The sequence below is a fragment of the Streptomyces subrutilus genome, assembly GCF_008704535.1.
Taxonomy (GTDB): domain Bacteria; phylum Actinomycetota; class Actinomycetes; order Streptomycetales; family Streptomycetaceae; genus Streptomyces; species Streptomyces subrutilus.
In genome coordinates this window covers 6162832-6186781 of the sequence record NZ_CP023701.1, presented here as the reverse complement: position 1 = coordinate 6186781, position 23950 = coordinate 6162832, and the positions used below count along the sequence as shown (strand labels likewise).

17 protein-coding genes and 1 pseudogene are annotated in these 23950 nt (G+C 76.0%); 9 read left to right on the top strand and 9 right to left on the bottom strand.

Annotated elements, in window-relative coordinates:
- Nucleotides 1-292: 292 nt before the first annotated feature.
- The gene (locus CP968_RS27525; RefSeq protein WP_229886816.1) at nt 293-817 is read left to right on the top strand and encodes a hypothetical protein; all 525 of its coding nucleotides are present in this window, start codon (nt 293-295) and stop codon (nt 815-817) included.
- Nucleotides 818-1038: 221 nt separating this feature from the next.
- On the opposite strand, the gene CP968_RS27520 is transcribed toward CP968_RS27525, so the two are convergent.
- The 3 genes from CP968_RS27520 to CP968_RS27510 form a co-directional block, all read right to left on the bottom strand.
- Nucleotides 1039-5766 (bottom strand): hypothetical protein, encoded by a 4728-nt coding sequence (locus tag CP968_RS27520; protein WP_150520553.1) that lies wholly within the window; start codon nt 5764-5766, stop codon nt 1039-1041.
- Nucleotides 5767-5877: 111 nt separating this feature from the next.
- Nucleotides 5878-6789 carry a hypothetical protein gene (locus tag CP968_RS27515; RefSeq protein ID WP_150520552.1) on the bottom strand — a complete coding sequence of 304 codons (912 nt, stop codon included), beginning with the start codon at nt 6787-6789 and terminating at the stop codon, nt 5878-5880.
- A 286-nt stretch (nt 6790-7075) separates the two neighbouring features.
- A complete protein-coding gene (locus tag CP968_RS27510) occupies nt 7076-8581 on the bottom strand; it encodes a hypothetical protein (protein ID WP_229886815.1) in 1506 nt (501 codons plus the stop codon).
- Between the two features lie 237 nt (nt 8582-8818).
- Between CP968_RS27510 and CP968_RS27505 the strand changes: the two genes are divergently transcribed.
- From CP968_RS27505 to CP968_RS27495, 3 genes are read left to right on the top strand one after another with little or no spacing between them, the layout of a single operon-like run.
- The gene (locus CP968_RS27505; protein WP_150522158.1) at nt 8819-9598 is read left to right on the top strand and encodes a LamB/YcsF family protein; all 780 of its coding nucleotides are present in this window, start codon (nt 8819-8821) and stop codon (nt 9596-9598) included.
- Entirely contained in the window at nt 9595-10212 is a 618-nt protein-coding gene (locus CP968_RS27500) for a 5-oxoprolinase subunit B family protein (RefSeq protein WP_150520550.1), read from the top strand. Before CP968_RS27505 ends, CP968_RS27500 begins: the two co-directional genes overlap by 4 nt.
- Nucleotides 10209-11075, top strand: a complete 867-nt coding sequence (locus CP968_RS27495; protein WP_167536857.1) for a 5-oxoprolinase subunit C family protein — start codon at nt 10209-10211, stop codon at nt 11073-11075. Before CP968_RS27500 ends, CP968_RS27495 begins: the two co-directional genes overlap by 4 nt.
- A gap of 69 nt (nt 11076-11144) precedes the next feature.
- On the opposite strand, the gene CP968_RS27490 is transcribed toward CP968_RS27495, so the two are convergent.
- Nucleotides 11145-12542: a HEAT repeat domain-containing protein gene (locus CP968_RS27490; protein ID WP_150520549.1), complete on the bottom strand. Its 1398-nt coding sequence runs from the start codon at nt 12540-12542 to the stop codon at nt 11145-11147.
- 331 nt (nt 12543-12873) lie between these two features.
- On the bottom strand, nt 12874-13296 hold the full coding sequence (locus tag CP968_RS27485) for an ankyrin repeat domain-containing protein (protein WP_150520548.1): 423 nt from the start codon (nt 13294-13296) through the stop codon (nt 12874-12876).
- 318 nt (nt 13297-13614) lie between these two features.
- On the opposite strand from CP968_RS27485, the gene CP968_RS27480 reads away from it, so the two are divergent.
- Nucleotides 13615-13809 (top strand): hypothetical protein, encoded by a 195-nt coding sequence (locus tag CP968_RS27480; protein WP_030706611.1) that lies wholly within the window; start codon nt 13615-13617, stop codon nt 13807-13809.
- A gap of 74 nt (nt 13810-13883) precedes the next feature.
- Nucleotides 13884-15542 (top strand): hypothetical protein, encoded by a 1659-nt coding sequence (locus CP968_RS27475; RefSeq protein WP_150520547.1) that lies wholly within the window; start codon nt 13884-13886, stop codon nt 15540-15542.
- Between the two features lie 36 nt (nt 15543-15578).
- Here CP968_RS27475 and CP968_RS27470 read toward each other — a convergent pair whose 3' ends face one another.
- Nucleotides 15579-17081 carry an SCO1417 family PLP biosynthesis transcription factor gene (locus tag CP968_RS27470; RefSeq protein WP_150520546.1) on the bottom strand — a complete coding sequence of 501 codons (1503 nt, stop codon included), beginning with the start codon at nt 17079-17081 and terminating at the stop codon, nt 15579-15581.
- Nucleotides 17082-17278: 197 nt separating this feature from the next.
- On the opposite strand from CP968_RS27470, the gene CP968_RS27465 reads away from it, so the two are divergent.
- The 3 genes from CP968_RS27465 to CP968_RS27455 all read left to right on the top strand — a co-directional run bounded on the left by CP968_RS27465 (nt 17279) and on the right by CP968_RS27455 (nt 20181).
- The gene (locus CP968_RS27465; RefSeq protein WP_150520545.1) at nt 17279-18049 is read left to right on the top strand and encodes a glycerophosphodiester phosphodiesterase family protein; all 771 of its coding nucleotides are present in this window, start codon (nt 17279-17281) and stop codon (nt 18047-18049) included.
- Nucleotides 18050-18115: 66 nt separating this feature from the next.
- Nucleotides 18116-19492 (top strand): MFS transporter, encoded by a 1377-nt coding sequence (locus tag CP968_RS27460; protein ID WP_150520544.1) that lies wholly within the window; start codon nt 18116-18118, stop codon nt 19490-19492.
- 314 nt (nt 19493-19806) lie between these two features.
- Nucleotides 19807-20181 carry an RNA polymerase-binding protein RbpA gene (locus CP968_RS27455; RefSeq protein ID WP_007262928.1) on the top strand — a complete coding sequence of 125 codons (375 nt, stop codon included), beginning with the start codon at nt 19807-19809 and terminating at the stop codon, nt 20179-20181.
- 169 nt (nt 20182-20350) lie between these two features.
- Here CP968_RS27455 and fxsA read toward each other — a convergent pair whose 3' ends face one another.
- The 3 genes and pseudogenes from fxsA to CP968_RS27440 form a co-directional block, all read right to left on the bottom strand.
- On the bottom strand, nt 20351-20923 hold the full coding sequence (gene fxsA / locus CP968_RS27450; RefSeq protein ID WP_150520543.1) for an FxsA family membrane protein: 573 nt from the start codon (nt 20921-20923) through the stop codon (nt 20351-20353).
- Between the two features lie 317 nt (nt 20924-21240).
- A pseudogene (locus tag CP968_RS27445) lies at nt 21241-21987 on the bottom strand (polyprenol monophosphomannose synthase); the annotation flags it as partial.
- Between the two features lie 304 nt (nt 21988-22291).
- The gene (locus CP968_RS27440; RefSeq protein WP_150520542.1) at nt 22292-23920 is read right to left on the bottom strand and encodes an amidohydrolase; all 1629 of its coding nucleotides are present in this window, start codon (nt 23918-23920) and stop codon (nt 22292-22294) included.
- Nucleotides 23921-23950: the final 30 nt, after the last annotated feature.

Here is a 23950-nt window from a genome sequence, read left to right as displayed (position 1 = left end):
AGGTTTTCGGCCTGACTCCCCTTCGAAGATCACGAGTTGTCCGATACCTCCGGTCAAGTGAGGCCCGTTATGCGGCAGATGACACCTGGTGGGGTGTCAGATGCCGCGATCGGATGGATGGCTGGAATTGTTTGTTCCGCCATCATCGGGGGCATCGGACGCGTCCGCGATGCGGGAATCTCTCGACCGCGCCGAACGTCTTTCTGTTCGAGGGGACGCGTCGGGGTAGACGTGGTGGCACAGGTGAGGGCGCGCGGGCAGGGCGGACGGCGCGGTGGGGAGTGAACGGACCATGAGCAGGTACGAGGAGCAGGCCGCCGGACCGGGCGCCGGGACCGGCGGCGGATACGGATACGGCGCGGGCGGCGGATCCGGCCCGGGGGCCGGCGGTGCGGGCGGAGCCGGTCCCGACGGGCGGGCGCGCGCGGTGCGCGGACTGTGGATGGAGGAGCCCGCCCGGCGGCGGCGCATGCCCGATCCGGTGCGGACGTCCGCGGTGCGGGCGGTGCTGATCGTCGCGGTCACCCTGACCCTGGCGACCATCGGCTTCTTCCTGACGCTGACCGCGTCCTGGCTGGCCCTGCCGATGGCGCTGGCCGCCATAGCCGGGACGATCGTGGCCACGTGGGGCGTGCTGGACGTGTGGATCACCCGGCAGATGTGGATGCAGCGGTACGGGGTCGTCTCGGAGCCGAGCAGCACGGCCCGGCAGCGGCGCCGTGAGGCCCGCCGGGCCGCGCGCGCGGCGGGCCGTGAACCGCGCCCGAGCCGAATACAGCGCGACGACGGCCCCCTGACGGCGTTCGGGCGCCGCTAGGTCGTCTCTTTCGGATCTTGTCGGCCGAGCCCGCGGCGTCTGGTGCCGTGCCTGGGCGTGCTGCCGGGGCGCTCGCGTACTGGACGTACGTGGTCGCCTCGGCAGTGCGGCCAGGCACGGTGCCAGGCGTCGCGGGCCCGGCACGATCCGAAAGAGACGGCCTAGGCCGCCGCCCGCGGGCCGGGCCGCACGTCCCTTTCGGCCCGGGCCGGCGGGCGGGGTCAGGAGCGGCGGAACATGCGGGTCGCCGTGATCTCTCCGTGGATGGTCTCCGCCTCCGGGGACTGCGGCTGCGGCAGGCCCGGGCGCAGGTGCTCCTCCACGCTGATGTACTTCAGCCCCGCCCGCAGGTCGGCGTCGTTGCGCAGGCGGATGACCAGCGGGAACTCGGCGAGCGCGGTGGTGTCGAACAGGCCCGTGGTGTAGAGGAGCTGCACGCCGAGCGCGTCCGAGACGGCCCGCTGGAGCTCCAGCAGGTACGTGGCGTTCGCGCGCCCGATCGGGTTGTCGAGGAACAGCGTGCCCGCGTGGCGGTGCTTGTCGCGGCCCCGGTCGTTGCTGCGCAGCGCGGCCATCGTGCAGTACAGCGCGATGGCCGCGGTGAGCAGCTGTCCGCCGGAGAACACGTCGCCCATCTGGCCCACCGGCACCCGCTCGGCGCGCAGCACCGCGTCCGGCTTGAGGATCTCCACCGAGATCCCCTTGGGTTCCAGCGCGGCCTGCACGCCCCGCAGCAGCAGGGACATGCCGTCGCGCCGGCCCTCGCCGAAGGAGGCGGTGCTGTTCTTCTTGACGGCCGCCCGGGTGGCCTCGTCGATGACGTCGCCGAGCCGCTCGGTGAGCGTGGCCTGGTCGGGCTCCTCGAAGCGGATGCGCAGGAACTCCTGGCCCGACCACTCCCCCAGCCCTTCGGGAAGCTGGGAGAGCCGCTGGGCCGAGCGGAGGGTGGCCAGGGCCGATTCGACGAGGCCGCGCAGGCGGTCGACGATGCTGTCGCGGTTGCGATCCAGTTGCGCGAGCTCGTCGGTGAGGACGCGCAGCCGGGGCGCGAAGGCGGTGGCCCACGCCGCCGCGTGTTCGGGCAGGGCGGAGGCGGGCAGTTCGCGGATCTGCTGGCGGGCGGGGGTGCGGACCTGCTCGTAGCGGGTGGCGTTGGCGTGCCGTACGAGGATGTCGCTGGCCTCCCGCAGCGCCGACTCGGCGGCCGAGAGCTCGGCCGCGCAGCCGCGCAGGGCGCGGCGGGTGTCGGTGGCCGAGCGGCGGGCCTCCTCCAGGGTGCCGTGGTGCGGTGCGGGGTCCTGGTCGTCGTCCGGATGCGTGTGGTCCCGCAGGAGGTCCCGGAGCAGGGCGGCGGTCTCGTCGAAGCCGCCGGCGGCGTCCTCGGCGGCGCGGTGGGAGTTCAGCAGGCCGGCGTGGGCCGCCCGGGCCGACTCGACGGCGGCGGTGTGCGCGGCGAGCCGGGCGGTGGCCGTGCGCAGCAGGGTCTGGGCCTGCTCGACGTCGGAGGGGACCAGGTCCTCGGGCAGTTCGGTGTGCGCCTCGCCCTCGGCGGGGGCGTGCCGTTCGGCCTCGCCGCGCAGCCGGCCGAGCTGCTCGCTGGCGGTGGAGGCGCGGGTCTCCAGCATCTGCACGAGCGACTCGGCGCGGGCCGCGGCCGCCTGCCGGGAGGGCCCGTCGGCGCCGTCGGTGCCTTCGAGGAGCTGGGCGGCGCGGGTGCGGACCTTGTTGGTGAGCCGGTCGAGTTCGGCGAGGGCGGCGCTCTCGTCGCCCTCGGCGCGGGCCTGTTCGGCGCGCAGGTCGGCGCCGACGCCCACCTTCTCGTACAGCTGGGAGGCGGCCCGGTAGGCCTCGCGCAGGTCGGGCAGGGGCGCCCGGGGCGTGCCGTCGTCCTGTGGCAGGGGGTCGGGGGCGCCGGCGATCTCGGCGCGTTCGGCGCGCAGGGCGCGCGAGGTGCGGCGGGCGTCGTCGGCGGCGCGCTGGGCGGCGCGGCGGTCCTCGTCGGCGGCGCGGGCGCGGTCCAGGCAGACCTCCGCGCGGGCCTCGGACTCGGCGGCGTCGTCGGCGAGTTCGCGGAGCCGGGCCTGCCAGCCAGCCCGCTCGCGCAGCCGGAAGGCGAGGCCGGCGAGGGCGTCGGCGACGCGGCGGGCGCGCTGGGCGGTGTCCTGGCGTTCGTCGCGGACGCGGGCGGCGTCGGCGGCGGCCTCGTCGGCCTCGGCGCGTACGGTACGGGCCTCGGCGAGCTCGGCGTCGGTCTCCTCGGCGAAGGCGCGGGCGGCCTCGGCCTGCCGGGCGAGTTCGGCGAGGCGGCCGGGCGGGCAGGCGGTGCGCCAGGACGCGAGCCGGGCGGCGAGTTCGCGGTCCGCGGCGAGGCGGGCGGCGAGGTCGCGGATGTCGGTGTCGCGGGCGGTGGCGCGGGTGCGCAGCGCGCGGCGCTCCTCGTCGGCGGCGTGCTCGTCGTGCATGGCCGGGTTGGGCGGTACGAGGAAGACGGCGCCGTCGCCGTCGCCGGCGGGCGGTACGGGTGCCAGGAGCGCGGCGGCGGTGCCCACGGCCACGGTGGAGCGGGGCAGCAGGGCGGCCTGGGAGAGGACCTCGCGGGCGCGGCTGTGCGTGTCGGGGTCGGTGATGACGACGCCGTCGACGAGTTCGGGGCGGGCGGCGAGGACGGCGGCGTGGTCGGCGGGGTCCACGGACTGGGCGAGGTAGCGCCATCCGGGGAGGGCGGGGATGCCGTGTTCGCCGAGGTACTCGACGGTGGCGAGGACGTCGGGGCCGGGCGGCAGCAGGCCGCCGTCGCCGAGGGCGCCGAGGATGCGGGAGTCGTCGGCGGCGGCGGTGCGCAGGTCGAAGAGCTGGCGTTCGGCGGAGGCGACGGCGTCGGTCAGCAGGGTGCGCAGGTCGTCCGCGTTGCGGTCGAGGTCTTCGGCGGTGAGGCCCGCGGCGGTCCGGCCGGCGGTGGCCAGGGCGCCGCGCGCGGGGGACGGGGCCGTGCCGGGCGCGCGGTGGTCCGTACCGGAACCGGTGGCCGGGCCGCGCTGTCCGGGTGCGCCGCCGGTGCCGGCGGCGTCGCCGTCGCGGGGGCCGGGCACGGCGGGGTCGCGGGGCTCGGGCAGGCCGAGCAGGGCGGCGAGGCGGGGGGCCTGGGCGAGGGAGGCGGCGGCGCGGTACTCGGCGCCGTGGGCGGCCTCGGCCGCTTCGGCGGCGTCGGCGGCGCGGGCGGCGGTGAGTTCGGCGCGGGATTCCACCGCGGCGGCGTCCCGGGCGGCCTCGGCCGCGGTGCGGGCCGCCTCGCGGGACTCGTCCCAGGCGGCCACCGCGCTCGTCTCGGCGTCGGCGGCGGCCAGCGCGGCGCGGGCCGGGTCGGCGTCGGGGGCGGAGTCGTCGAGCCAGCCGGCGCGGACAGCCTCGGCGGTCTCCTGCTGGACCTCGCCCAGCCGGGAGCGGAGGTGTTCGGCCTCGCTGCGCGCCCGCTGGGCGGCGGTGGCGGCGGCGGTCGCGTCGCGGTGGGCGGCCTCGCCGGTGGCCTGGAGCGCGGCGGAGCGCTCCTCCTCGTCGTTGGCCTGGCGTTCGCCGTGCTCGGCGGCGGTGTGCAGGGCGCGGACGAGCCGGGCGGCGGCGGTGGCCCGGGCCGCGAGGGCGGGGGCGGCGTCCCGCTCGGCTTCCAGGATGGCGGCGGCGACCCGGGCGGAGCGGTCGGCGGCGGCGCGGTGGCGCAGGACGTTCTCGGCGGCCTGCCAGGCGGAGTGCAGGGTGCGGGCTTCGAGGAGTTCGCGGCGCTGTGCGGCGGCGGCCTTGTCGGCGACGGTCAGGGCCAGCGAGGCGTGGCGGTAGGCGAGTTCGGCGGAGACGGCGGCGCTGCGCGCGCGGGCCGCTTCGGCGTCGGTGACCTCGTGGGCGGCGCCGGTGACGCGCTGGGCGAGGTCGGCGGCGCGGCCGCGTTCCTCGCCGGCGCGGGCGGAGAGCCGCCGGGCGAGGGTGCGCGTGCGGCGTTCGGCGCCGGCGTGGACGTCGCGGAGCCGGGAGCGGGCCGCGGCCGCTTCGACGATCCTGGTGAGCAGTTCCACGGAGCCGGCGGTGAAGTCCCGTTCGGCCATCAGCTCGGCGCGGCGGCCGAGCTTGTTGCCGAAGCCGTGGACGAGGTCGGCGAGGCCGTCGGTGTCGCGGGTGTCGGTGACGGCGCGCAGCAGGAGGTCGGTGAAGTCGGAGTCCTTCTTGACCGCGAAGAGTCCGGCCGCCTCGCCCTCGTCGGCGTTCATCTCGCGCTGGTAGCGGAAGAGTTCGGGGTCGAGGCCGAGGTCGGTGAGGTGCTCGTTCCAGCGGTCGTGGATCTCCTCGAAGGAGACCTCCAGGTGCGGGTAGGCCTTGCCGGCCTCGGTGAGGGCGTCGCGGAAGCCCTTCATCGTGCGGCGGCGGCCCCGGGCTCCGGAGGCGCCCTCGGCGGACGGGCGGACGGCGCTGGCCTCGGCGACGGGGAGGCTGTCGAGGCTCAGGCCCGGGCCGGGGCGGAAGGAGTACCAGGCCTCGGCGAACTTGCGGGGGTCGTTGGAGACCTGGCGGCCGCGCCATTCGCTGACCTTGCCGACGACGACGCACTCGCCGGTCCGGGTGTGCTGCCATTCCAGGGCCACGTGGCCGCAGTCGTCGGCGAGCAGGAACTTGCGGAGCACGCCGGAGCTGGCGCCGCCGAGGGTGTTGCGGTGGCCGGGGAGCATCACCGAGAAGATCAGCTTGAGCAGGACGGACTTGCCGCCGCCGTTCTCCAGGAAGAGGACGCCCGCGGGCGCGGGGCGGCGCGGCGGGCCGGTGGGCTCGTCCTCGAAGAACTCCGCCTGGGCGGGCGCCGGGTGGGGCACCGGCTCGCCGACTCCGCGCAGGTCGAGCACGGTGTCGGCGTAGCGCGCGCCGGCGGGCCCGATGGAGTAGAGGCGGATACGGGACAGCTCGTACATGGCGGCGGACTCTCGTGGTCTCTCGTGGATCGTACGGAGGGCGGGTCGGGCTGGGCCGGCGGTGGCGTTCCCCGGTGGGGTGCGGACCGGGGTCGGGCGGGGGCGGCCGGCTCAGGGGTGGAACGGGAGTCCGGCGTCGGCGGCGAGCACCAGGTCGTCGCCCTCGGGCGGCGGCAGCAGGGTGGCGGAGCCGTCCCCGACCGGGACCACGCCCAGCTCCAGCAGTTCGGCCATGGCGGCGCTGCCGGCCATGTCGCGGACCTGGAGCTGGTAGCGGGGGGTGGTGCGGTAGGTGCCGCCGGCCTCGTCACCGGTGCGCTGGAGGAAGCCGGACTCGGTCAGGAAGGCGGCGGCCTTGCCGACGATGCCGGTGGTGGAGCCGGCGAGGCGGCGGGCGTCCTTGGTGGCGCCGGTCGCGCTGCGCCGGGAGTAGACGCGCCAGGCGGCCTCCAGGCCGGGGGCGTCGGAGGCCGGGTCGGTGTTCTCGCCGAGCTCGTCGGCGCGCTCCTCCAGGCGGCGGCAGGTCTGCCGGACGAAGGCGTCGACGCCGTTGACGGTGATGCGGCCGATGTAGCCGTCGTCGGCGAGGTCCTCGGGGCGGGGGAAGGCGAGGGCGGCGACGGCGAGGTGGGCGAGGCCGTGCAGGAAGCGGTCGGCGGAGTCGGCGGTGGTCCGGCGGGCGTAGTCGCCCATGCGGACGGCGAAGACGGAGTCCTCGCCGGCGGCGACGGCCATCCCGGCGCGCGGGGACACCTCCAGTACGACGAGTCCGAGGCCGGTGGCCACGGCGTCGGCCAGGCGGCCGAAGGCGGGCTCCTCCCGGTAGCGGCGCAGGAGCTCGGCGTACTCGGCGTCGCGGGCGGGCAGCAGCTTGGGCTGGAGTCCGAACGCGACGAGCCGGGCGGCGTCGGCCGCGTCGGCCGGGGTGAGCGCGTGGGCGGGCGCCGGGGCCGTCGGCGCCGCCGGGGCGGCGGGCGCCTCGGGCGCGCTCCACGCGGCGTACTCGGCGTGGTGGTCGCTCACGGGTGGATCTCCTCGGCGGTGCGGTGGGGCCTGGCGGCCCGGTGCGGTGGGGCGGCGGAGCCGCGGACGGGGGTGGCGCGGACACGGACGGCGCGGGTGCCGGGGCGGCGGACGGCGGGACCGCGCACGGCCCCCGGCCCGTCGGCGGGCGCGGCGGGAGCGGGCCGGGGCCGGAGGGCCGGCGGCCCGTCAGCGGGCCGAGCCGGAGCGAGGTGGGGACGCACGGCCGCCGAACCGACCGTGGGCCGAACCGGACCGGGCCGGGGCTCCTGGGCGCGGTGGGGGGTCATGTGGCCTCCGCGCGGTCGGCGGCCATGCCCGCGGCGTCGAGGAGGGCGGTGCCGACGATCAGGTCGGCGCCGCCGAAGCCGGGGTCGTCCAACCGAGCGCCGTCGTCCACGGCGAAGAGCAGCCGCTCCTCACCCTGCCGGTAGGCGGTGCCGACGGCCGGGCTCGCGGCGTGCACGGCCAGCAGGGCGACCAGGTAGGGCAGGTCGGGGTCGGTGCGGCGGGCGTCGGCGAGCAGTCCGGACAGTCTGCGCGGGGCGTCGTGCGGGAGGTCGAGCAGCTCCATCGCGGCGGCGAGCTGCTCCTCGCTGAAGCGGCTGTCGTCGGGGGTGGCGATCAGGTCCGGCTCGGGCATCTCGGCGCCCAGGTGCTCGCGCTCGACCGGCGGGGTCAGCAGGATGTCGACGAGGTCGCCCACCCGGACGGAGACCGGCGTGCGCAGGCCCGCGCCGGAGGCGAAGAAGGCGTCGCTGACCCGGATCGCCTGCTCCAGCGGCAGCGGCAGCAGCGGCGCCACCAGTTGCCCGTAGAGGTCGATGCCGGAGCGCGGGGCGGGGGCGGCGAAGGCCTGGCGGTCCTGTTCGGCGCGGAAGAGCGGGCCGGCGTCCAGCAGGCGCGACTGGAGCTGGGTGTGGCGGCGGATGCAGTCCTTGACGATGTCGACGAGTTCGGCGGCGCGCCGCTTGTTCTCGGGCTCCTCCGCCTCGTCGCGGGCCTTGCGGATGTTGGTGAGGATGGCGTTCTCGTGCCGGTAGCGGTCGGCGACGTGGTCGAGCGCCTCGGCGATCATGTCCGGGACGGCCCGCAGCCAGTCCACCGCCCGCACGTTGCGCCGGGTCGCGTCCAGGGTGCGGCGCAGAGTCTCGGCGTACTGGACGGTGCGGTAGCGGGCCTGTTCGGCGGCGAGCTGGGCGTCGGCCAGCCGGCCGCGGCTGATGAGCACCTCCAGCTTGACCTCGGCGGCGATCTGCGCGCTGGTGACGTCGGTGTCGAGGGCGCCGACCAGGACGTTGACGGCCTCGTCGGTGGTGCGGAGGTAGACGATGCCGCCGTGGCCGGGGACCTCCTCGATCAGTTTGAAGTCGTAGTCGCGGCGCACGTAGACGCCGTCCGGGCCGAAGGTGCCGTAGATCGCGCGGAAGCCGCGGTCGACGCTGCCCACGTTGATCAGGTTCTCCAGCACCCAGCGGGCCACGCGCTCGTGCTCGGCCGCCGGGCGGGCGGGGGCCTGTGCGGCGACGCGGGGCAGCAGCCTGGCCACTATCTGCTCGTGGTCGGCGCCGGTGTCGAAGTCCATGTTCAGCGTGACCAGGTCGATCGCGGCGAGCGCGACCTCGGCCATCGCGTAGACCCCGTACTCGCCGGCCAGATTGGCCTTGCGCACGTCGAGGTCGTGGAGCGGCGCGGTGCAGGCGAGGGCGCGCAGCCGCCGGGCCAGGCCCTCGTCGGCGGCCGGGCCCGGCGCCGGGGACGGAAGGGTCTTCGCCGGGGCGGGGAGAGTCACGGGCAAAGACTAGGCGCTGACCCGGACAACATCCCAAACGGCATGGTTCGGCCGGATCGTCCCCGACCCGGTGCGGCGCACCTGCCCCCGGCCCGTCGGCCCGCGCGACGCACCGCGCCCGGCCACCCGGACGGATCGCCCGCCCCCGTGCGGCGGGCCGTCGCCGGCTGCGCGTCACGGGTCGGCGGCTCCCGGGTGGAGGGCGCCGCACTGTTCTACGCTCACCGCATGGCTTCCATGATCACACCCGCTGCGGCGGAGATCGACCTCAACGCCGACCTCGGCGAGGGCTTCGGCCGCTGGACGCTCACCGACGACGAGGCCCTGCTGTCGGTGGTCACGAGCGCCAACGTCGCCTGCGGCTTCCACGCCGGGGACCCGTCCATCATGCGCCGGGTCTGCGAGCTGGCCGCCGAGCGGGGGGTGCGGATCGGCGCGCAGGTCGCGTACCGCGATCTGGCCGGCTTCGGGCGGCGTGCCATGGACGTGCCGGCCGGCGAGCTGGCGGCCGAAGTGGCCTACCAGATCGGGGCGCTGGACGTGTTCGCCCGGGCGGCCGGCTCCGCGGTGTCGTACGTGAAACCGCACGGTGCGCTCTACAACCGCACCGTGCACGACGCCGAGCAGGCCGCGGCCGTGGTCGCGGGGGTCCGGCTGGCGGCGGGACCGGCAGGGCTGCCGGTGCTGGGGCTGCCGGGGTCGCTGCTGCTCGCGGCCGCCGGGGAGGCCGGGCTGGCGGGCGTACCGGAGGCGTTCGCCGACCGCGCGTACACGCCGGTGGGGACCCTGGTGCCGCGCTCCGAGCCGGGGGCGGTGCTGCACGATCCGGACGCCGTCGTGGCGCGGGCGGTCCGGATGGCCGCCGGGGGCGCGGTGGCCGCGGCCGACGGGTCGACGGTCCGCGTCACCGCCCGGTCCCTGTGCCTGCACGGGGACACCCCGGGCGCCGCGGACCTCGCCCGCCGGGTCCGGGCGGCGCTGTGCGCGGCCGGGGTCGCGGTGGGGGCGTTCGCGTGAGGCCCCTGGTGGTCGGCGGCGAGGCGCTGCTCGTCGAGGTCGGTTCGGCCGCAGAGGTGGCGGCGCTCCACGCCGAGCTGCTGCGGCGGCGGGCGGCGGGCGAGCTGGGCGCCGTACGGGAGATCGTGCCCGCGGCGCGGACGGTGCTGCTGGACGGCGTGCGGGACCCGGCCGCCCTGGGTGCGCGGATCGCGCGCTGGGAGCTGCGGCCCCCGGCGGAGGGCGACGGGCCGCTGGTGACGGTTCCGGTGCGCTACGACGGGCCGGACCTGGCGGAGGTGGCGCGGCTGTGGGGGGTCGCCCCCGGGGAGGTGGCGGGCCTCGTCGGGGCCGTCGTCTTCCGGGTGGCGTTCTGCGGCTTCGCCCCCGGCTTCGGATACCTGACGGGCCTGCCGGAGCGCCTGCGCCTGCCCCGGCGGGCCACGCCCCGCACGGCCGTCCCGGCGGGCTCGCTCGCCCTGGCCGGGGAGTACGCCGGGGTCTACCCGCGCTCCTCCCCGGGCGGCTGGCAGCTGATCGGGGCCACGGACGCGGTGCTGTGGGACCCGGCGCGGGAGCCGGCGGCGCTCTTCGCACCGGGCGTGCGGGTGCGCTTCGCGGAGGTGGCGGCGTGAGCGGGCTGCTGGTGGTGCGGGCGGGGGCGCTGACCACGGTCCAGGACCTCGGCCGGCCCGGCCACGCGCACCTGGGGGTGCCCCGCTCGGGGGCGCTCGACACGGCCGCGTACGCGCTGGCCAACCGGCTGCTGGGCAATCCGCCGGGCGCGGGCGTGCTGGAGACCACCGTGGACGGGGTCGGGCTGCGGGCCCTGGCCGCGGTCACGGTCGCGGTGACGGGCGCGCCGTGCGCGGTACGGGTGGACGGCCGCCCGGCGGCGTGGGGGGCGCCGGTCCGGGTGCCGGCCGGGGCGGAACTGTCGGTGGGCCGGGCCGAGTCGGGGCTGCGCAGCTACCTGGCGGTGCGCGGCGGGGTCGCGGCGGCGCCGGTGCTGGGCAGCCGTTCGACGGACCTGCTGTCGGGTCTGGGACCGCCGGTGGTGGCGGTGGGGACGCTGCTGCCGGTGGGACCGCCCGGGCCGGCCCCGGTGGCCCCGGCCGACCTCTGCCCGCTGCCCGGCCCGCCCGCGGACCTCCTGCTGCCGTTGCGCCCGGGGCCCCGGGCGGACTGGTTCACGGAGGCCTCGCTGGCGGGGCTGTGGCGGGCGGTGTTCCGGGTGTCGGCGCGGTCGAACCGGATCGGGCTGCGCACGGAGGGCGGGAGCCCGCTGGCGCGCGCCCGGGAGGGCGAGCTGCCGAGCGAGGGGATGGTGCTGGGCGCGGTGCAGGTCCCGCCGGACGGGCTGCCGGTGGTCTTCCTGGCCGACCACCCGGTGACCGGCGGCTACCCGGTGGTCGGCGTGGTCCCGCCGGGCCCCGCCCTGGACGCGGCCGCCCAGGCCGGCCCGGGCACGGCGGTGCGGTTCGCGCGGGCGCGGTGACGCGGCGCCCTGCCCGCCCGGCCGGAACGGCCCGGGGAGGCGGGGCCCCGCCTCCGTGGTGGAGGCCGCTTACACGGCCGATTCCGGGGTGATCCGGCTGCGGACCGCCGATTGGACGTCCTCTTCCTCCGCCGGGTCCGCCGCGAGGCGGCGCAGGCGGGGGGCGACGCGGGCGTCTGCCGTCTCGGCGTGGTGGGCGGCCACCTCCCGGGTGGTCTCCTCGCAGTCCCAGAGGCACTCGACCGCGAACCCGGCCGCGAAGGAGGGGTCCGTGCTGGCCAGGGCGCGGGCCACCCGGCCGCGCAGGTGGGAGGAGGAGGTCTCGCGGTAGACGTGGCGCAGCACGGGGGCCGCGCAGCCGATGGCAAGGCGGCCCGCCCCGTCCACGAGGGCGAAGAGCCGCCGGGTGTCGGGGCCGGCGCCGCGGACGGTCGAGCGCAGCGCGCCCAGGACCAGGGCGGTGTCCTCGGTCCCGCCCCGGGTGGCGAGGGTGGCGGCGGCGGCGGCGCCGAGGGCGTCGGGCCGGTGGATCCAGCGCCGGGCCCGCTCGACGGCCGCGGGGCCGCACATGCGCTCGTAGGCGGCGACGGCGGGTTCGTCGGCGGCGGCCTCGATGAGGTCCAGGACGGCCGGGTTGTCCGGTTCGGCGAGGACCAGGTGGTGCAGGGCGGTGGCCCGGGCGGCCTCGCCGAGGGCTCCGGCGGCGGCCGCGAGGATGTCGGCGCGGTCTTCGGGGGCGGCCACCGCGGCGAGGCAGCGGGCGGCGGGCACGTGCAGCGGGGTGCCGCGGCGCAGCCCGTCGGCGGCCCAGTCGAAGACGGCCCGGACGCCCCAGCCGGGCCGGGGCCCGTTCGGGGTGAGCTGGCGCTGCCATCGGTCGAAGGAGCCCTGCTGCCGGGCGGCGCGCAGCCGCTCTCCGTAGCGCGGGCTCTCCTCCCACAGGGACCAGGGGCGGGGCTCGTAGGCGTCGCGGACGGCGGCGGCCAGCCGCGCCCCGCCCTCCGGGGTGTCGGGGAACCGGGCGAGGACGGGCGCGGCGAGGCCGCGCAGTCCCTCGTCGTCGTCGCGCAGGGCGAGCTCGTCGAGGGCCCAGGCCCAGTTGGCTCCGCGGGCGGCGTAGCGGCGCAGCAGCATGAGGGCGTCGTCGCGTCCGTACGAGGCCAGGTGGCCCAGGACGGACAGGGCGAGGCCCGTGCGGTGGTCGTCCTCGTCGAGGAGGTCGTCCGCGCCGGAGAGGTGGGCTTCGATCGCGCCGAGGGGGCCGTCGAGGTCCAGGTACAGCCGCGCGTAGTACAAGGAGCGGTTCTCGACCTGCCAGTCCTGGCGCGGGTCGCGGAGCACGCACTCGTTGAGGGCGTCCAGGGCTTCTGCCCTGGGCGCCGCGAGCGCGTGCAGCGTGCCGTCGCCGCGGCCCCGCTGGAGGAGCCCGAGCAGGGTGCCGCTTGGCGCTATGACTGGTTCGAACATGGGAATGGCCTCAAATCAAGCTGGGGACGCAACCGGGAATCGGGATTCACAGGGCCGCGTAACAGCATGTGAGGACGTCCGCCGTCAGGTTCCGCTCGATGTAGACCATTGCCTTCTCACTCTCGTCGGTGCTTCGTGACCAGGGGTGGCCGGTCGGGCCGGACACCTCTCGTGTCCTGCCCGCTCATGCCCGTCCCCCGTGTTCGCGAATCGAATCCGACGCCATGATGACCCAGCCGGTTTGTGCGCCGCGACCACATTTACGGCCGCCGTGATCAACCTGTGAGGTCGAGAACCGGTCAGGCCGGATCAGGGCACGGCAAAAAGCGGACTACTTGACTCCGAAGAGTTCCAGCAGGTCGGCCTTGGCGAACATGCGCGCCGTGTCCACCGCGGAGGGGGTTCCGGCGTTCGGGTCGGCGCCGCCGGCGAGCAGCGCGCGGATGACGGCCTCCTCGCCCTTGAAGACGGCTCCGGCGAGCGGGGTCTGGCCCCGGTCGTTGGCGCGGTCCGCCTCGGCTCCGCGCGCCAGGAGTGCGGTGACGGCCTCCGCGTGGCCGTGGTAGGCGGCGAGCATGACGAGGGTGTCGCCGCGGTCGTTGGTGAGGTTCGCCGGGACTCCGGCGTCGAGGTACGCGGCGAGGGTCTCGGCCTCGCCCTGGCGGGCGAGGTCGAAGATCTTGGTGGCCAGTTCGATGACGTCCTCGTCGGGGACGTCCGGGGAACCGGAACCGCTCTCGGTGTGCTCGCTCATCGTGCGTACCGCCTTCCGCTCTCGGCCGGCGCGTGTCCGCCGGGGCCCGTGCCCCCGGCGCCTCGCGGGCAGGGGGAGGTACGGCGGCGCCGTCCGTACGGGTGAATCGTCAGGGTAGCGCCCGGACCTGCGCATGACGGGCCCGGGCCGAGGCGAAGATCACCCCTGTCCCCCTGAACGGCGGACGCGCCAGCCGGGGTGGGCCGGTCAAGTGAAAAAAAGCTCCATTCACCCATATGAACCTTTTGTCGCATTGATACTTGCTGTGAGCCTGGAAGAACTGATGGTGACTGTCCCCACCCACCAGGAGATCCCCCCATGGTCCTGTCCATCTCAGGCGTCGTCCTCCTCGGCATCATCTGCTTCCTGTTCTTCAAGAAGGACGGGATGAAGCTGTCGCACGCGTTCGTCTGCTCGCTCTTCGGCTTCTTCCTGGCCGGCTCCGCCATCGCCCCGAGCATCACGGCGAGCACCGCGAGCCTCGCCAGCCTGCTCGGCGGGATCAAGCTCTAGGGGGCCGCCCCGGGCACGACGACACCCAGCCACACCCGAATCACCCGTCACACCGACAACTCCAGGAGACGCCCGTGGCCCGGCGCCCACTTCCCCGCATCCTCAGCAGCGGCACCACGTCGCTGGCCCGGGGCCGCGACCTCGCTCGCACGGCCGCCGACAGTGCCACGGACGTCCTCCATCCGCTGCTCACCATCGGACGCGGCCTGCGCGTGCTGGCGTCCACCGGACGCCGCAAGTGGTCCGACACCCCCAAGGACAAGCGGGGCCCCGCGCTGTTCCTCGGCGCCGCCTGCGTCCTGGTGGTGGCGCTCGTCCCCTACGGCCCGCTCTGCGCCCTGGTCACCGTCATGGCGGCGGCCGCCTGGCACGGACGCGACCGCACCCCGGTGAAGACCGGGCCCGGCGAGGCCGAGGCCGAACGCCTCGGCTCCCTCTACGAGGCCCTCGTGCCCTACTTCTCCATCGCGGAGGACCCGGCGCCGCTCTTCGCCCACGGCGGCGCGTGGGACAAGGCCTTCGGCGACTACGCGTTCGACGACGCGGGCCGCGTCACCCGGCTGCGCATCCGCTACCCGGCCTACTTCACCGACGGCGAGGCCGACGCGCGGGCCCGCATCGAGGCGCTGCTGCACGCCAAGTCGGGGCGCGGCCGGGAGTACCTCTTCGTCTGGGACGAGGAGGCCAACCACCTCGACCTGAGCGTGCTGGCCCCGCTGCCCACGACCATCGCCGCCCAGCCCTTCGTCACCTCCCCCGGCGAGACCGTGCTCGGCTTCACCGACGCCGGCAGCGTGCGGCGCACCCTGCCCGTGCTCGCGGGGGGCGACGAGCCGTGCGACGTGCCGCCCGTCGTCTGGCGCACCGGGCCCCGCTCCACCGAACCCCACCTGCTGGCCGTGGGGCAGCCCGGCGCGGGCACCTCCAGCCTGCTGCGCTCCGTCGCCCTGCAGGCCCTGCGGCACGGGGGCGACGTCCTGGTCGTCGAGGGTGGCGGCAGCGGCGAGTACTCCTGCCTGTCGGGCCGCCGCGGCGTGCTCGCCGTGGAGTCAGGGCCCACCGGAGCGCTGGCCACCCTGGAATGGGCCGCCCAGGAGACCGAGCGCCGGCTGATCGCCACGCACCGGGCCCGCGAGGCCGGCCGCCCCGCGCCCGACGACACCCGCCGCCCGCTCTGGCTCCTGCTGGACCGGCCGAGCGTACTGGCGCACCTGGCCGCGGCCGACGGACGACCCGACCCGCTGGCCCAGCTCCAGGTGCCGCTGCGGCACGGCCGCGCCGCCCACGTCACGGTGGTCGTGGCGGAGCAGTTCGACCACCTCGAACTGCTCCATGACGCCGTCTGGCAGCACACCCGGGCCCGGGTCGTCCTCGGGCCCGCTTCGATCCCGCAGATCGGCGAGGTGCTCGGGCTGCCCCCGCACACCACCCCGACGGGCCAGGTGCCGCCCGGGCGCGGGTACGCCCGGTTGGGCGCGGGCCCGGTGCACCGGCTCCAGGTGCCCGCCACCCCGGACCCCTACGACGACGCCACCCACCCGGCGCACCGCCAGGCCGTCCTGGACCTGCTGCCCGAGCGGGGCCCCGCCCCCGGCGCCCAGGCCGGCGCGCGGGACGCCGGCCGGGACCGCCTCACCCTGGCCAAGCCGCTCCAGACGCAGCCCCCGGCCCAGGCGCAGGGCCCGGCCGCCGGTACCTCCGAGATCCCGGAGGTACCGGCCGAGGCCACCTGAGCGCGCCCGCACCCGGGGCCCGCACGCGCCCCGGGGTCACGCCACGAACGTCCGGGGCGGCTCCGCGCCGCTGCCGCCCGCGCCCGTGCCGACCAGGCGGGCCGCCGCCGCGAGCCGGGCCGCGGCCTCCTCGGCCACCGGCCCGCCCACGGTGAACGGCAGCCGGACGTAGCCCTCGAAGGCCCCGTCGACGCCGAACCGGGGGCCCGAGGGGACCCGTACGCCGACCCGCTCCCCCACCTCCGCGAGCCGGGAGCCGGAGAGGCCGCCCGCCCGGGCCCACAGGGTCAGACCGCCCGAGGGGACCGTGAACTCCCAGTCCGGGAGCTCCCGGCGCACCGCCGCCACCAGGGCGTCGCGGTTGTCCCGGGCCTGGTCGCGGCGCAGCGCGACGGCCTCCTGCCAGCCGCCGGTGCGCATCAGCCAGTTCACCGCGAGCTGCTCCAGCACCGGCGTGCCGAGATCGGCGTAGGCGCGCGCGGCCACCAGGCTGCGGATCACGTCGGGGGCGGCCCGGACCCAGCCGATCCGCATGCCGGCCCAGAAGGCCTTGCTGGCGGAGCCGACGGTGACGACCGTGCTGCCGGCCGGGTCGAAGGAGCAGACCGGGCGCGGCATCTCCAGACCCGGGTCCAGTTGCAGTTCGACCATGGTCTCGTCGGCGATCAGCACCGTCCCGGCCGACCGGGCCGCCTCCACCATGGCGCGGCGCTGCTCGTCGGAGGCCAGGGCGCCGGTCGGGTTGTGGAAGTCGGCGACGACGTAGGCCAGGCGGGGCGCCGAGTCGCGCAGCACCTGCCGCCACACGTCCATGTCCCAGCCGGCCAGCCCCTCGTCCATCGCCACCGGCACGAGGCGGACTCCGGCGGCCCGCATCAGCTGGAGGATGTTGGCGTAGGAAGGGGACTCGACGGCGATGCGCTCCCCGCGTCCCGCGAAGAGGCTGCAGATGGCGTCGATGGCGCCCATCGCACCGGTGGTGACCATGATCTGCTCGGGCATGGTCGGGATGCCCTGCTCGGTGTAGCGGTCGGCGAGCATCCGGCGCAGCGCGGGCAGGCCCGCCGGGTAGTCGCCGTGGGTGTGCGCGTACGGCGGGAGCTCTTCGAGGGCGCCCTGCACCGCCTTGGTGAGCCAGGGCTCGGGGGCGGGCAGTGCGGCGCAGCCGAGGTCGATCATCGAGCCGAGGGATTCGGGCGGCAGCGGTTCCAGGCCGCGCGCGGGCAGCGGGTTGCCGGCGGGCACGGAGGTCCAGCTGCCGGCGCCCCGGCGCGACTCCAGGAAGCCCTCCCCGCGCAGCGCCTCGTAGGCGGCCGCGACGGTGGTGCGGCTGAGGGAGAGCGCGACGGCCAGCTCGCGCTCGGCGGGCAGCCTGGCGGCGACCGGGATCCGGCCCTCCAGGACGAGCAGGCGGATCCCGTCGGCGAGGGTCCGGTAGGCGGGATGCCTGCGGGCGCCGCCCGCGCCGCCGCGCTCCTGCTGCGAGCCGACGAGTCGGGCGAGCTGAGCGGCGCCGACCGCCGAGGTCCATTCGGCCATGGTGTGCGGTCCACCTTCGTCCCATTGGCCTCGTCGGGGGCCGCCCGGGGCCGGGATTGGATCGCCCGGCCGCCCTCCCAGGGTGTCACGGGGCAGGCCACCCCCACCACGAGGGCGCCGCCACGGCCCCCGTGCCGCGGGCCGCCGCGCCCGCGGCGCGTGCCCTGACCGCGCCGTGCAGCGGGCATACTGCCGCCGTGACGCACGGACGCCTTCGCCACCCGTATCTGGACCACCCCGCCCCGATCCCCTTCGCGCACCGCGGCGGGGCCGCGGACGGGCTGGAGAACACCGCGGCCGCCTTCCGCCGGGCCGCCGACGCGGGCTACCGGTACTTCGAGACCGACGTGCACGCCACGGCCGACGGGAAGCTCGTCGCGTTCCACGACTCCACGCTGGACCGGGTGACCGACGGCACGGGCCGGATCGCGGAGCTGCCGTGGAAGCGCGTGCGCGAGGCCAGGGTGGCGGGCACCGAGCCGCTCCCGCTCTTCGAGGAACTGCTGGAGCAGTTCCCCGACGCCCGCTGGAACGTCGATGTCAAAGCGGAGTCGGCGCTGCACCCGCTGGTCGACCTGATCGCCCGGACGGGCGTCTGGGACCGGGTGTGCGTGGGCTCCTTCTCCGAGGGCCGGGTGGCCCGGGCCGCGAAGATCGCCGGGCCCCGGCTGGCCACCTCCTACGGCGTCCGCGGGGTCCTCGGCCTGCGCCTGCGCTCGTACTCCGTCCCGGCGGCGCTGCGCGTGGGGGCGGTGGCGGCGCAGGTCCCGGAGACCCAGGCCGGCATCCGGGTGGTCGACCGGCGCTTCGTGCGCACCGCGCACGCGCGGGGCCTCCAGGTGCACGTGTGGACCGTGAACGAACCGGAACGCATGGAGGCGCTGCTCGACCTGGGGGTCGATGGCATCATGACCGACCGGATCGACATCTTGCGCACGGTGCTGGACCGGCGCGGGGCCTGGGCCTGACCGCCCGCCGGCCGCCGCGCGGGCCGCGGCGGCCGCGGCGGTACGGGGACAGCGAGGGGGCACCGGATGACCGCGCAGACGACGGACGAAACGGAACCGGGTGCGGAGGACGGCGCCGCGGCGACCGCCGCGGCGCGCAGGCGCGAGCAGCACGGCTGGTACTTCTACGACTTCGCCTGCTCGGTCTACTCGACGAGCGTGCTGACGGTGTTCCTCGGGCCGTACCTGACCTCGGTGGCCAAGGCCGCGGCCGACGCCCAGGGGTACGTGCACCCGCTGGGCGTCCCGGTCCGGGCCGGGTCCTTCTTCGCGTACGCGGTGTCGGCCTCGGTGATCGCGGCCGTCCTGATCATGCCGCTGGTGGGTGCGGTCGCGGACCGCAGCGGACGCAAGAAGCCGCTGCTGGCGGCGGCCGCGTACACGGGCGCGGCGGCGACGGCCGGGATGTTCTTCCTCGACGGCGACCGCTACCTGCTGGGCGGGCTGCTGCTGATCGTCGCGAACGCCGCGCTGGCGGTCTCGATGGTGCTGTACAACGCCTTCCTCCCGCAGATCGCGGCGCCCGACGAGCGGGACACGGTCTCCTCGCGCGGCTGGGCCTTCGGCTACACCTCGGGCGCGTTCGTCCTGGTACTGAACCTCGTCCTCTACCAGGGCCACGCCTCCTTCGGCCTCTCCGAGGGCGAGGCGGTCCGGATCTGCCTGGCCTCGGCGGGCGTGTGGTGGGGAGCGTTCGCGCTGATCCCGCTGCGCCGGCTGCGGGACCGCACGGTGGTGCGGGAGGCGGGGGTGGGGCCGGCGGTCAGCGGCTGGAGGCAGCTCGTCGCCACCCTGAAGGACATGCGGCGCTATCCGCTGACGCTGTCGTTCCTGCTCGCGTACCTGATCTACAACGACGGGGTGCAGACGGTCATCTCCCAGGCCTCGGTCTACGGGTCGGAGGAACTGGAGCTGGAGCAGTCCACGCTGATCGTGGCGGTGCTGCTGGTGCAGGTGCTGGCGGTGGCGGGAGCGCTGGGAATGGGCCGGCTGGCCCGCGCGTACGGCGCCAAGCGGACGATCCTGGGCTCGCTGGCCGCCTGGGCGGTGACGCTGGGGGCCGGATACTTCCTGCCGGCCCGCACCCCGGTGTGGTTCTTCGCGCTCGCCGCGATGATCGGACTGGTGCTGGGCGGCAGCCAGGCGCTGTCGCGCTCGCTGTTCTCGCACCTGGTGCCGGCGGGGAAGGAGGCCGAGTACTTCTCCGCGTACGAGATGAGCGACCGCGGCCTGAGCTGGGTGGGGCCGCTGGTCTTCGGGCTGACGTACCAGGTCACGGGCAGCTACCGGGACGCGATCATCTCGTTGGTGGTCTTCTTCGCACTGGGTTTCGTGCTCCTCGCGCGAGTGCCGGTGCGGCGCGCGGTGGAGGCGGCAGGCAATCCTGTACCCGAACGCATCTGAAGGCGACACACCGAGCACTTCCGGCCCGCATCCACGAACGAATTCCGAACGAATTTAGACGTTGAAGCAACGGGCCGGTAGTGTACGCCTTTGGCCTGCCAGGCGGACCGTTACTGCGCGCTTGAAAAGTGTGGACGTTGGGTGACATCTGCTGCCAGATGTGACAAAACGGGCACTGGTGGGTACAACAAGGGGCGGCACGACGGGCGACGCATGACCCGGAGCGGGAATCTAATCCGCCGACCGGACGTTGACCGGATGACGACGACAGCGACACCTGTCCTGTGGGCGACAAAGCCCGGGAGGCACGATTCATGAGTGAGCGAGCTCTCCGCGGTACGCGCCTCGTGGTTACCAGCTACGAGACGGACCGCGGCATCGATCTGGCCCCGCGCCAGGCGGTGGAGTACGCATGCCAGAACGGACATCGGTTTGAGATGCCGTTCTCGGTTGAGGCAGAAATTCCGCCGGAGTGGGAGTGCAAGGCGTGCGGCGCCATGGCACTCCTGGTGGACGGGGACGGGCCCGAAGAGAAGAAGGGCAAGCCTGCGCGAACGCACTGGGACATGCTCATGGAGCGACGCACCCGCGAGGAGTTGGAGGAAGTGCTGGCCGAAAGGCTGGCGGTCCTCCGTTCCGGCGCCATGAACATTGCCGTGCATCCGCGGGACAGCCGCAAGTCCGCCTGACAGCCGGACTGAACACCACTGGCCGAGGGGCCCCGCCACACAGTGTGGCGGGGCCCCTCGGCTGTGCGCTGCCCTCGACTCATCGCCGCCCTGGGCCGGGTGCTCCTTCGGCTGCCCCCTCCGCTTCCCACGCCGCTCCGGGCCGCGGGGCCGGGAGGAGGGGTCCGTCCTACGGGGCCAGCGGCGGGCGGTAGGCGGTGTCCGGGCCCGGCTGCGGCCGGTCCTCGCGCACGACCTCGCCCTGGACGACCTTGCCGTCGGGGCGGTGGATGCGGGCCTGCTGGAAGGCGTCGCCGAAGGTGCCGGCGGACGCGGCGGCCATCTTGCGCTCCAGCGAGGCGGCCGCGCGCCGGCCGATCCACGCCCGTACCGGCGGCAGCAGCAGGACCAGGCCCGCCGCGTCGGAGATCAGGCCCGGCATCATCAGGAACAGGCCGGCCAGCATGGTGAGGCCGTTGCCCTGCCCGGGCTGCTGCGGTGCGGGACGGGCGCCCTGCTGCGCCTGCTGGAAGGTGTCCGTGAGGTTCTTGAAGGCCCGCCGTCCGGCGCGCTTGATGACCACCGCGCCCAGGACCATCCCGCCCGCGATCAGCGCGGCGACGGCCAGGCCGCCGGCCGCGCCCGCGACCAGGCCGAGCAGCCAGATCTCCAGGACCAGCCAGGCGGCGACCGCCAGCGGGAGGAAGGTACGGGCGGGCGAGCGCCGCCGGGGGGCCGTCGAAGTGGGAACGCCGGTCGTCATACCGTCCAGTGTGCCTGGCCCGGCGTAAAAGCGGCCTCAGCCGGAGGTAGCGGACATCCCCTAGGGGACGCCCGACCCCGCCCGACCGTGACCGGGCCCGGTCACGCCCCGTCGGGGCGGCGGCCGGAGGACCCCTCGGCGGACGCGCCGGCGGCCTCGGCGTCGGCGTCGTGCGCACCCTCGGCCCCGGACACCTCGGCCTCGGGCTTCGCGGTCTCGGGCTTCGCGGTCTCGGGCTTCGCGGTCTCGGGCACCGCGCTCTCGGGCACCGCGCTCTCGGGCACCGCGGCCGGCTCGGCGGCGGGACGGCCCGGGAGGAGCTTCGCGGCCTGCGCCTTCAGGCCCCACTGGGTGACCCGCCACAGGGCCTCCACCACGATGTCCTTGCTCATCTTGCTGTCGCCGAACTCGCGCTCGACGAACGTGATGGGGACCTCCACCACGCGGAAGCCCTTCTGCACCGCCCGGCGGGCCAGGTCGACCTGGAAGCAGTAGCCCGCGGAGGCCACCTCCTCCAGGCCCAGGCCCTCCAGCGTCTCGCGGCGGAACGCCCGGTAGCCGCCCGTCACGTCGCGGATCGGCACGTTCAGCATCAACCGGGAGTAGGTCGAACCGCCGCGCGAGAGGATCTCGCGGCTCTTGGGCCAGTTCACGACCCGCCCGCCCGGCACCCAGCGGGAGCCCAGCACCAGGTCGGCCCCGGACAGCGCGGTCAGCAGGCGCGGCAGCTCCTCCGGCTGGTGGGAGCCGTCGGCGTCCATCTCGACGATCACGCCGTAGCCCTGCTCCAAGGCCCAGACGAAGCCCGCCAGGTAGGCCGCGCCGAGCCCCTCCTTGCCCTTGCGGTGCAGGACGTGCACCTGCTCGTCGCCCGCCGCCAGCTCGTCGGCGAGCTTGCCGGTGCCGTCGGGGCTGTTGTCGTCCGCGACGAGGACGTGGGCCTCGGGGACCGCCGCGCGGACGCGACCGACGATCAGCCCGATGTTCTCCGCCTCGTTGTAGGTCGGAATGATCACCAGGGCCGTACCGAGCGGTCCGTAGGTCCGCTGTCCGCCGTCACTCACTGAGTCCCCTTTTGTGCTCTTGCACGTCCTGTACGTCGTCTCGCAGAGGATGACTTTAGAACAGAGGCCGGGGCCCGTGGTCCTTCGGGCCGGTCGGACTCCCGCTGGCTGCGGGCCGCCGTGACCGTTGTCTACTGGACCGCCGGGCCCCGGCCGGGGCCACCCGCCGCGCGGTGAAACCTTCCGTCGCCCCCGAGGCGCGGGCGCGCTGCGCAGACGGATTCGTCCGGCGCGGACGTCCGGTGGTGGACCCGGCCGAACCTATCCGGGTCCGGCCGCCCGTACCGAACCGAGGCGGACCGGATCACCCCTGTGGGCGTACGAATACCTCCCGCCCGCCGACGACCGTCGCGAGGCACCGCGGCAGCTCGGCGCCGGGGCTCAGGTCGGGCAGCCCGGGGGTGCCGGAGCGGGGATCGGTGGACCAGCGGGCGACCCGGTCGTCGGGCGCCTGCACGATCAGCTCGGCCGTCTCCCACACCGCGTAGTCGGCCGGGGCGCCCGGGACCAGGACGCCCGCGTCGTCGCGGCCCAGCGCCCGCCAGCCCCCCCGGGTGTGGGCCGTGAAGGCCGCCCGGACGGAGATCCGGTGCTCGGGGGTGCGGTGGAAGGCCGCCGCGCGGACCGTGCCCCACGGGTCGAGCGGGGTCACCGGGGCGTCCGACCCGAAGGCCAGCGGGACACCGGCCCTGAGCAGGGCCGCGTACGGGTTCAGGGTGCGGGCCCGCTCGGCCCCCAGCCGGTCCGCGTACATGCCGTCCTCGCCGCCCCAGGCCGCGTCGAAGGCCGGCTGCACGGAGGCCGTCAGGCCGAACTCCGCGAACGCGGCGATCGTGGCCGGGGTCATCATCTCGGCGTGCTCGACGCGGTGCCGGGCCGCCCGGACCCGGGCCGCCCCGACCTTCCCGGCCGCCGCGCGCACCCCCTCGACCACCGCGGTCAGGGCGGCGTCCCCGATGGCGTGGAAACCGGCCTGGAGGCCCGCCTCGGTGCAGGCGGCCACGTGCTCGGCGACCGCGCCCGCGTCCAGGTAGCCGGTGCCCGTGTGGGCGGCGTCGGCGTACGGGGCGTGCAGGCAGGCGGTGTGCGAGCCCAGGGCCCCGTCGACGAAGAGGTCACCGGCGGCGCCGACCGCCCCGAGCTCCCGCGCCCGGTCGAGGTCCCGGTCGGCCCAGTACCCGAAGACGCGCGGCCCGGGCCGCCCGGCGGCCAGCGCCAGCAGCTCCGCGAAGTCCTCGGCGGAGGAGATGTCGGGCCCGCCGCACTCGTGCACGGAGCCGATGCCGAGCGAGGCCGCCCGGTCCAGCGCGGCCCGCTGCGCCTCGGCCCGCCGGGCCGGGGTGACGGCCCCCAGCGCGGCCGCGCGGACGGCGTGGTGGTCGTCGCGGGTCAGCGGCTCGTCGCCGCGGACCGTGACCGCCGGAACCATGTCGAGGAGGGCGGTGGTGACCACGGCCGAGTGCACGTCGACGCGGCTGAGGTAGAGCGGACGGCCGCCGGCGGCCTCGTCGAGCTCCGCGCGGCGGGGCGCCCGCCGCTCGGGCCAGCGGGCGGCGTCCCAGCCGTGCCCGAGGAGCACCCGGTCGGCCGGGCGGCTCGCGGCGTACGCCCGTACGAGCTCCAGCGCGGCCGGCAGCGACGCGGCCGCGCCCAGGTCCAGGCCGGTGAGGGCCAGGCCGGCGGAGGTGGCGTGGACGTGGGCGTCGGTGAAGGCGGGCGTGACGAGCGCCCCGCGGAGGTCGACGACCTCGTCCACGCCCTGCGCGAAGGCGTCGGCCGCGCCCTCCGAGCCGACCCAGGCGACGTGGCCGCGCTCGACCACCATGGCGGTGGCGAACGGGTCGGCGGGGCTGTGGACCTCGCCGCCGCGCAGCAGGACGGTACGGGTCGGTGCTCCGGCGGCGTCGGCGGAGGTGGCGGTGCGGTCAGTCATGCCGACCAGTCTCGCCGGTCCGCCGGGCCG

Coding starts and splice junctions, on each gene's coding strand:
- CP968_RS27455 (WP_007262928.1), top strand. CDS start 19,807: ATGAGTGAGCGAGCTCTCCGCGGTACGCGCCTCGTGGTTACCAGCTAC.
- CP968_RS27490 (WP_150520549.1), bottom strand. CDS start 12,542: ATGTTCGAACCAGTCATAGCGCCAAGCGGCACCCTGCTCGGGCTCCTC.
- CP968_RS27480 (WP_030706611.1), top strand. CDS start 13,615: ATGGTCCTGTCCATCTCAGGCGTCGTCCTCCTCGGCATCATCTGCTTC.
- CP968_RS27440 (WP_150520542.1), bottom strand. CDS start 23,920: ATGACTGACCGCACCGCCACCTCCGCCGACGCCGCCGGAGCACCGACC.
- CP968_RS27505 (WP_150522158.1), top strand. CDS start 8,819: ATGATCACACCCGCTGCGGCGGAGATCGACCTCAACGCCGACCTCGGC.
- CP968_RS27460 (WP_150520544.1), top strand. CDS start 18,116: ATGACCGCGCAGACGACGGACGAAACGGAACCGGGTGCGGAGGACGGC.
- CP968_RS27470 (WP_150520546.1), bottom strand. CDS start 17,081: ATGGCCGAATGGACCTCGGCGGTCGGCGCCGCTCAGCTCGCCCGACTC.
- CP968_RS27485 (WP_150520548.1), bottom strand. CDS start 13,296: ATGAGCGAGCACACCGAGAGCGGTTCCGGTTCCCCGGACGTCCCCGAC.
- CP968_RS27520 (WP_150520553.1), bottom strand. CDS start 5,766: ATGTACGAGCTGTCCCGTATCCGCCTCTACTCCATCGGGCCCGCCGGC.
- CP968_RS27525 (WP_229886816.1), top strand. CDS start 293: ATGAGCAGGTACGAGGAGCAGGCCGCCGGACCGGGCGCCGGGACCGGC.
- fxsA (WP_150520543.1), bottom strand. CDS start 20,923: ATGACGACCGGCGTTCCCACTTCGACGGCCCCCCGGCGGCGCTCGCCC.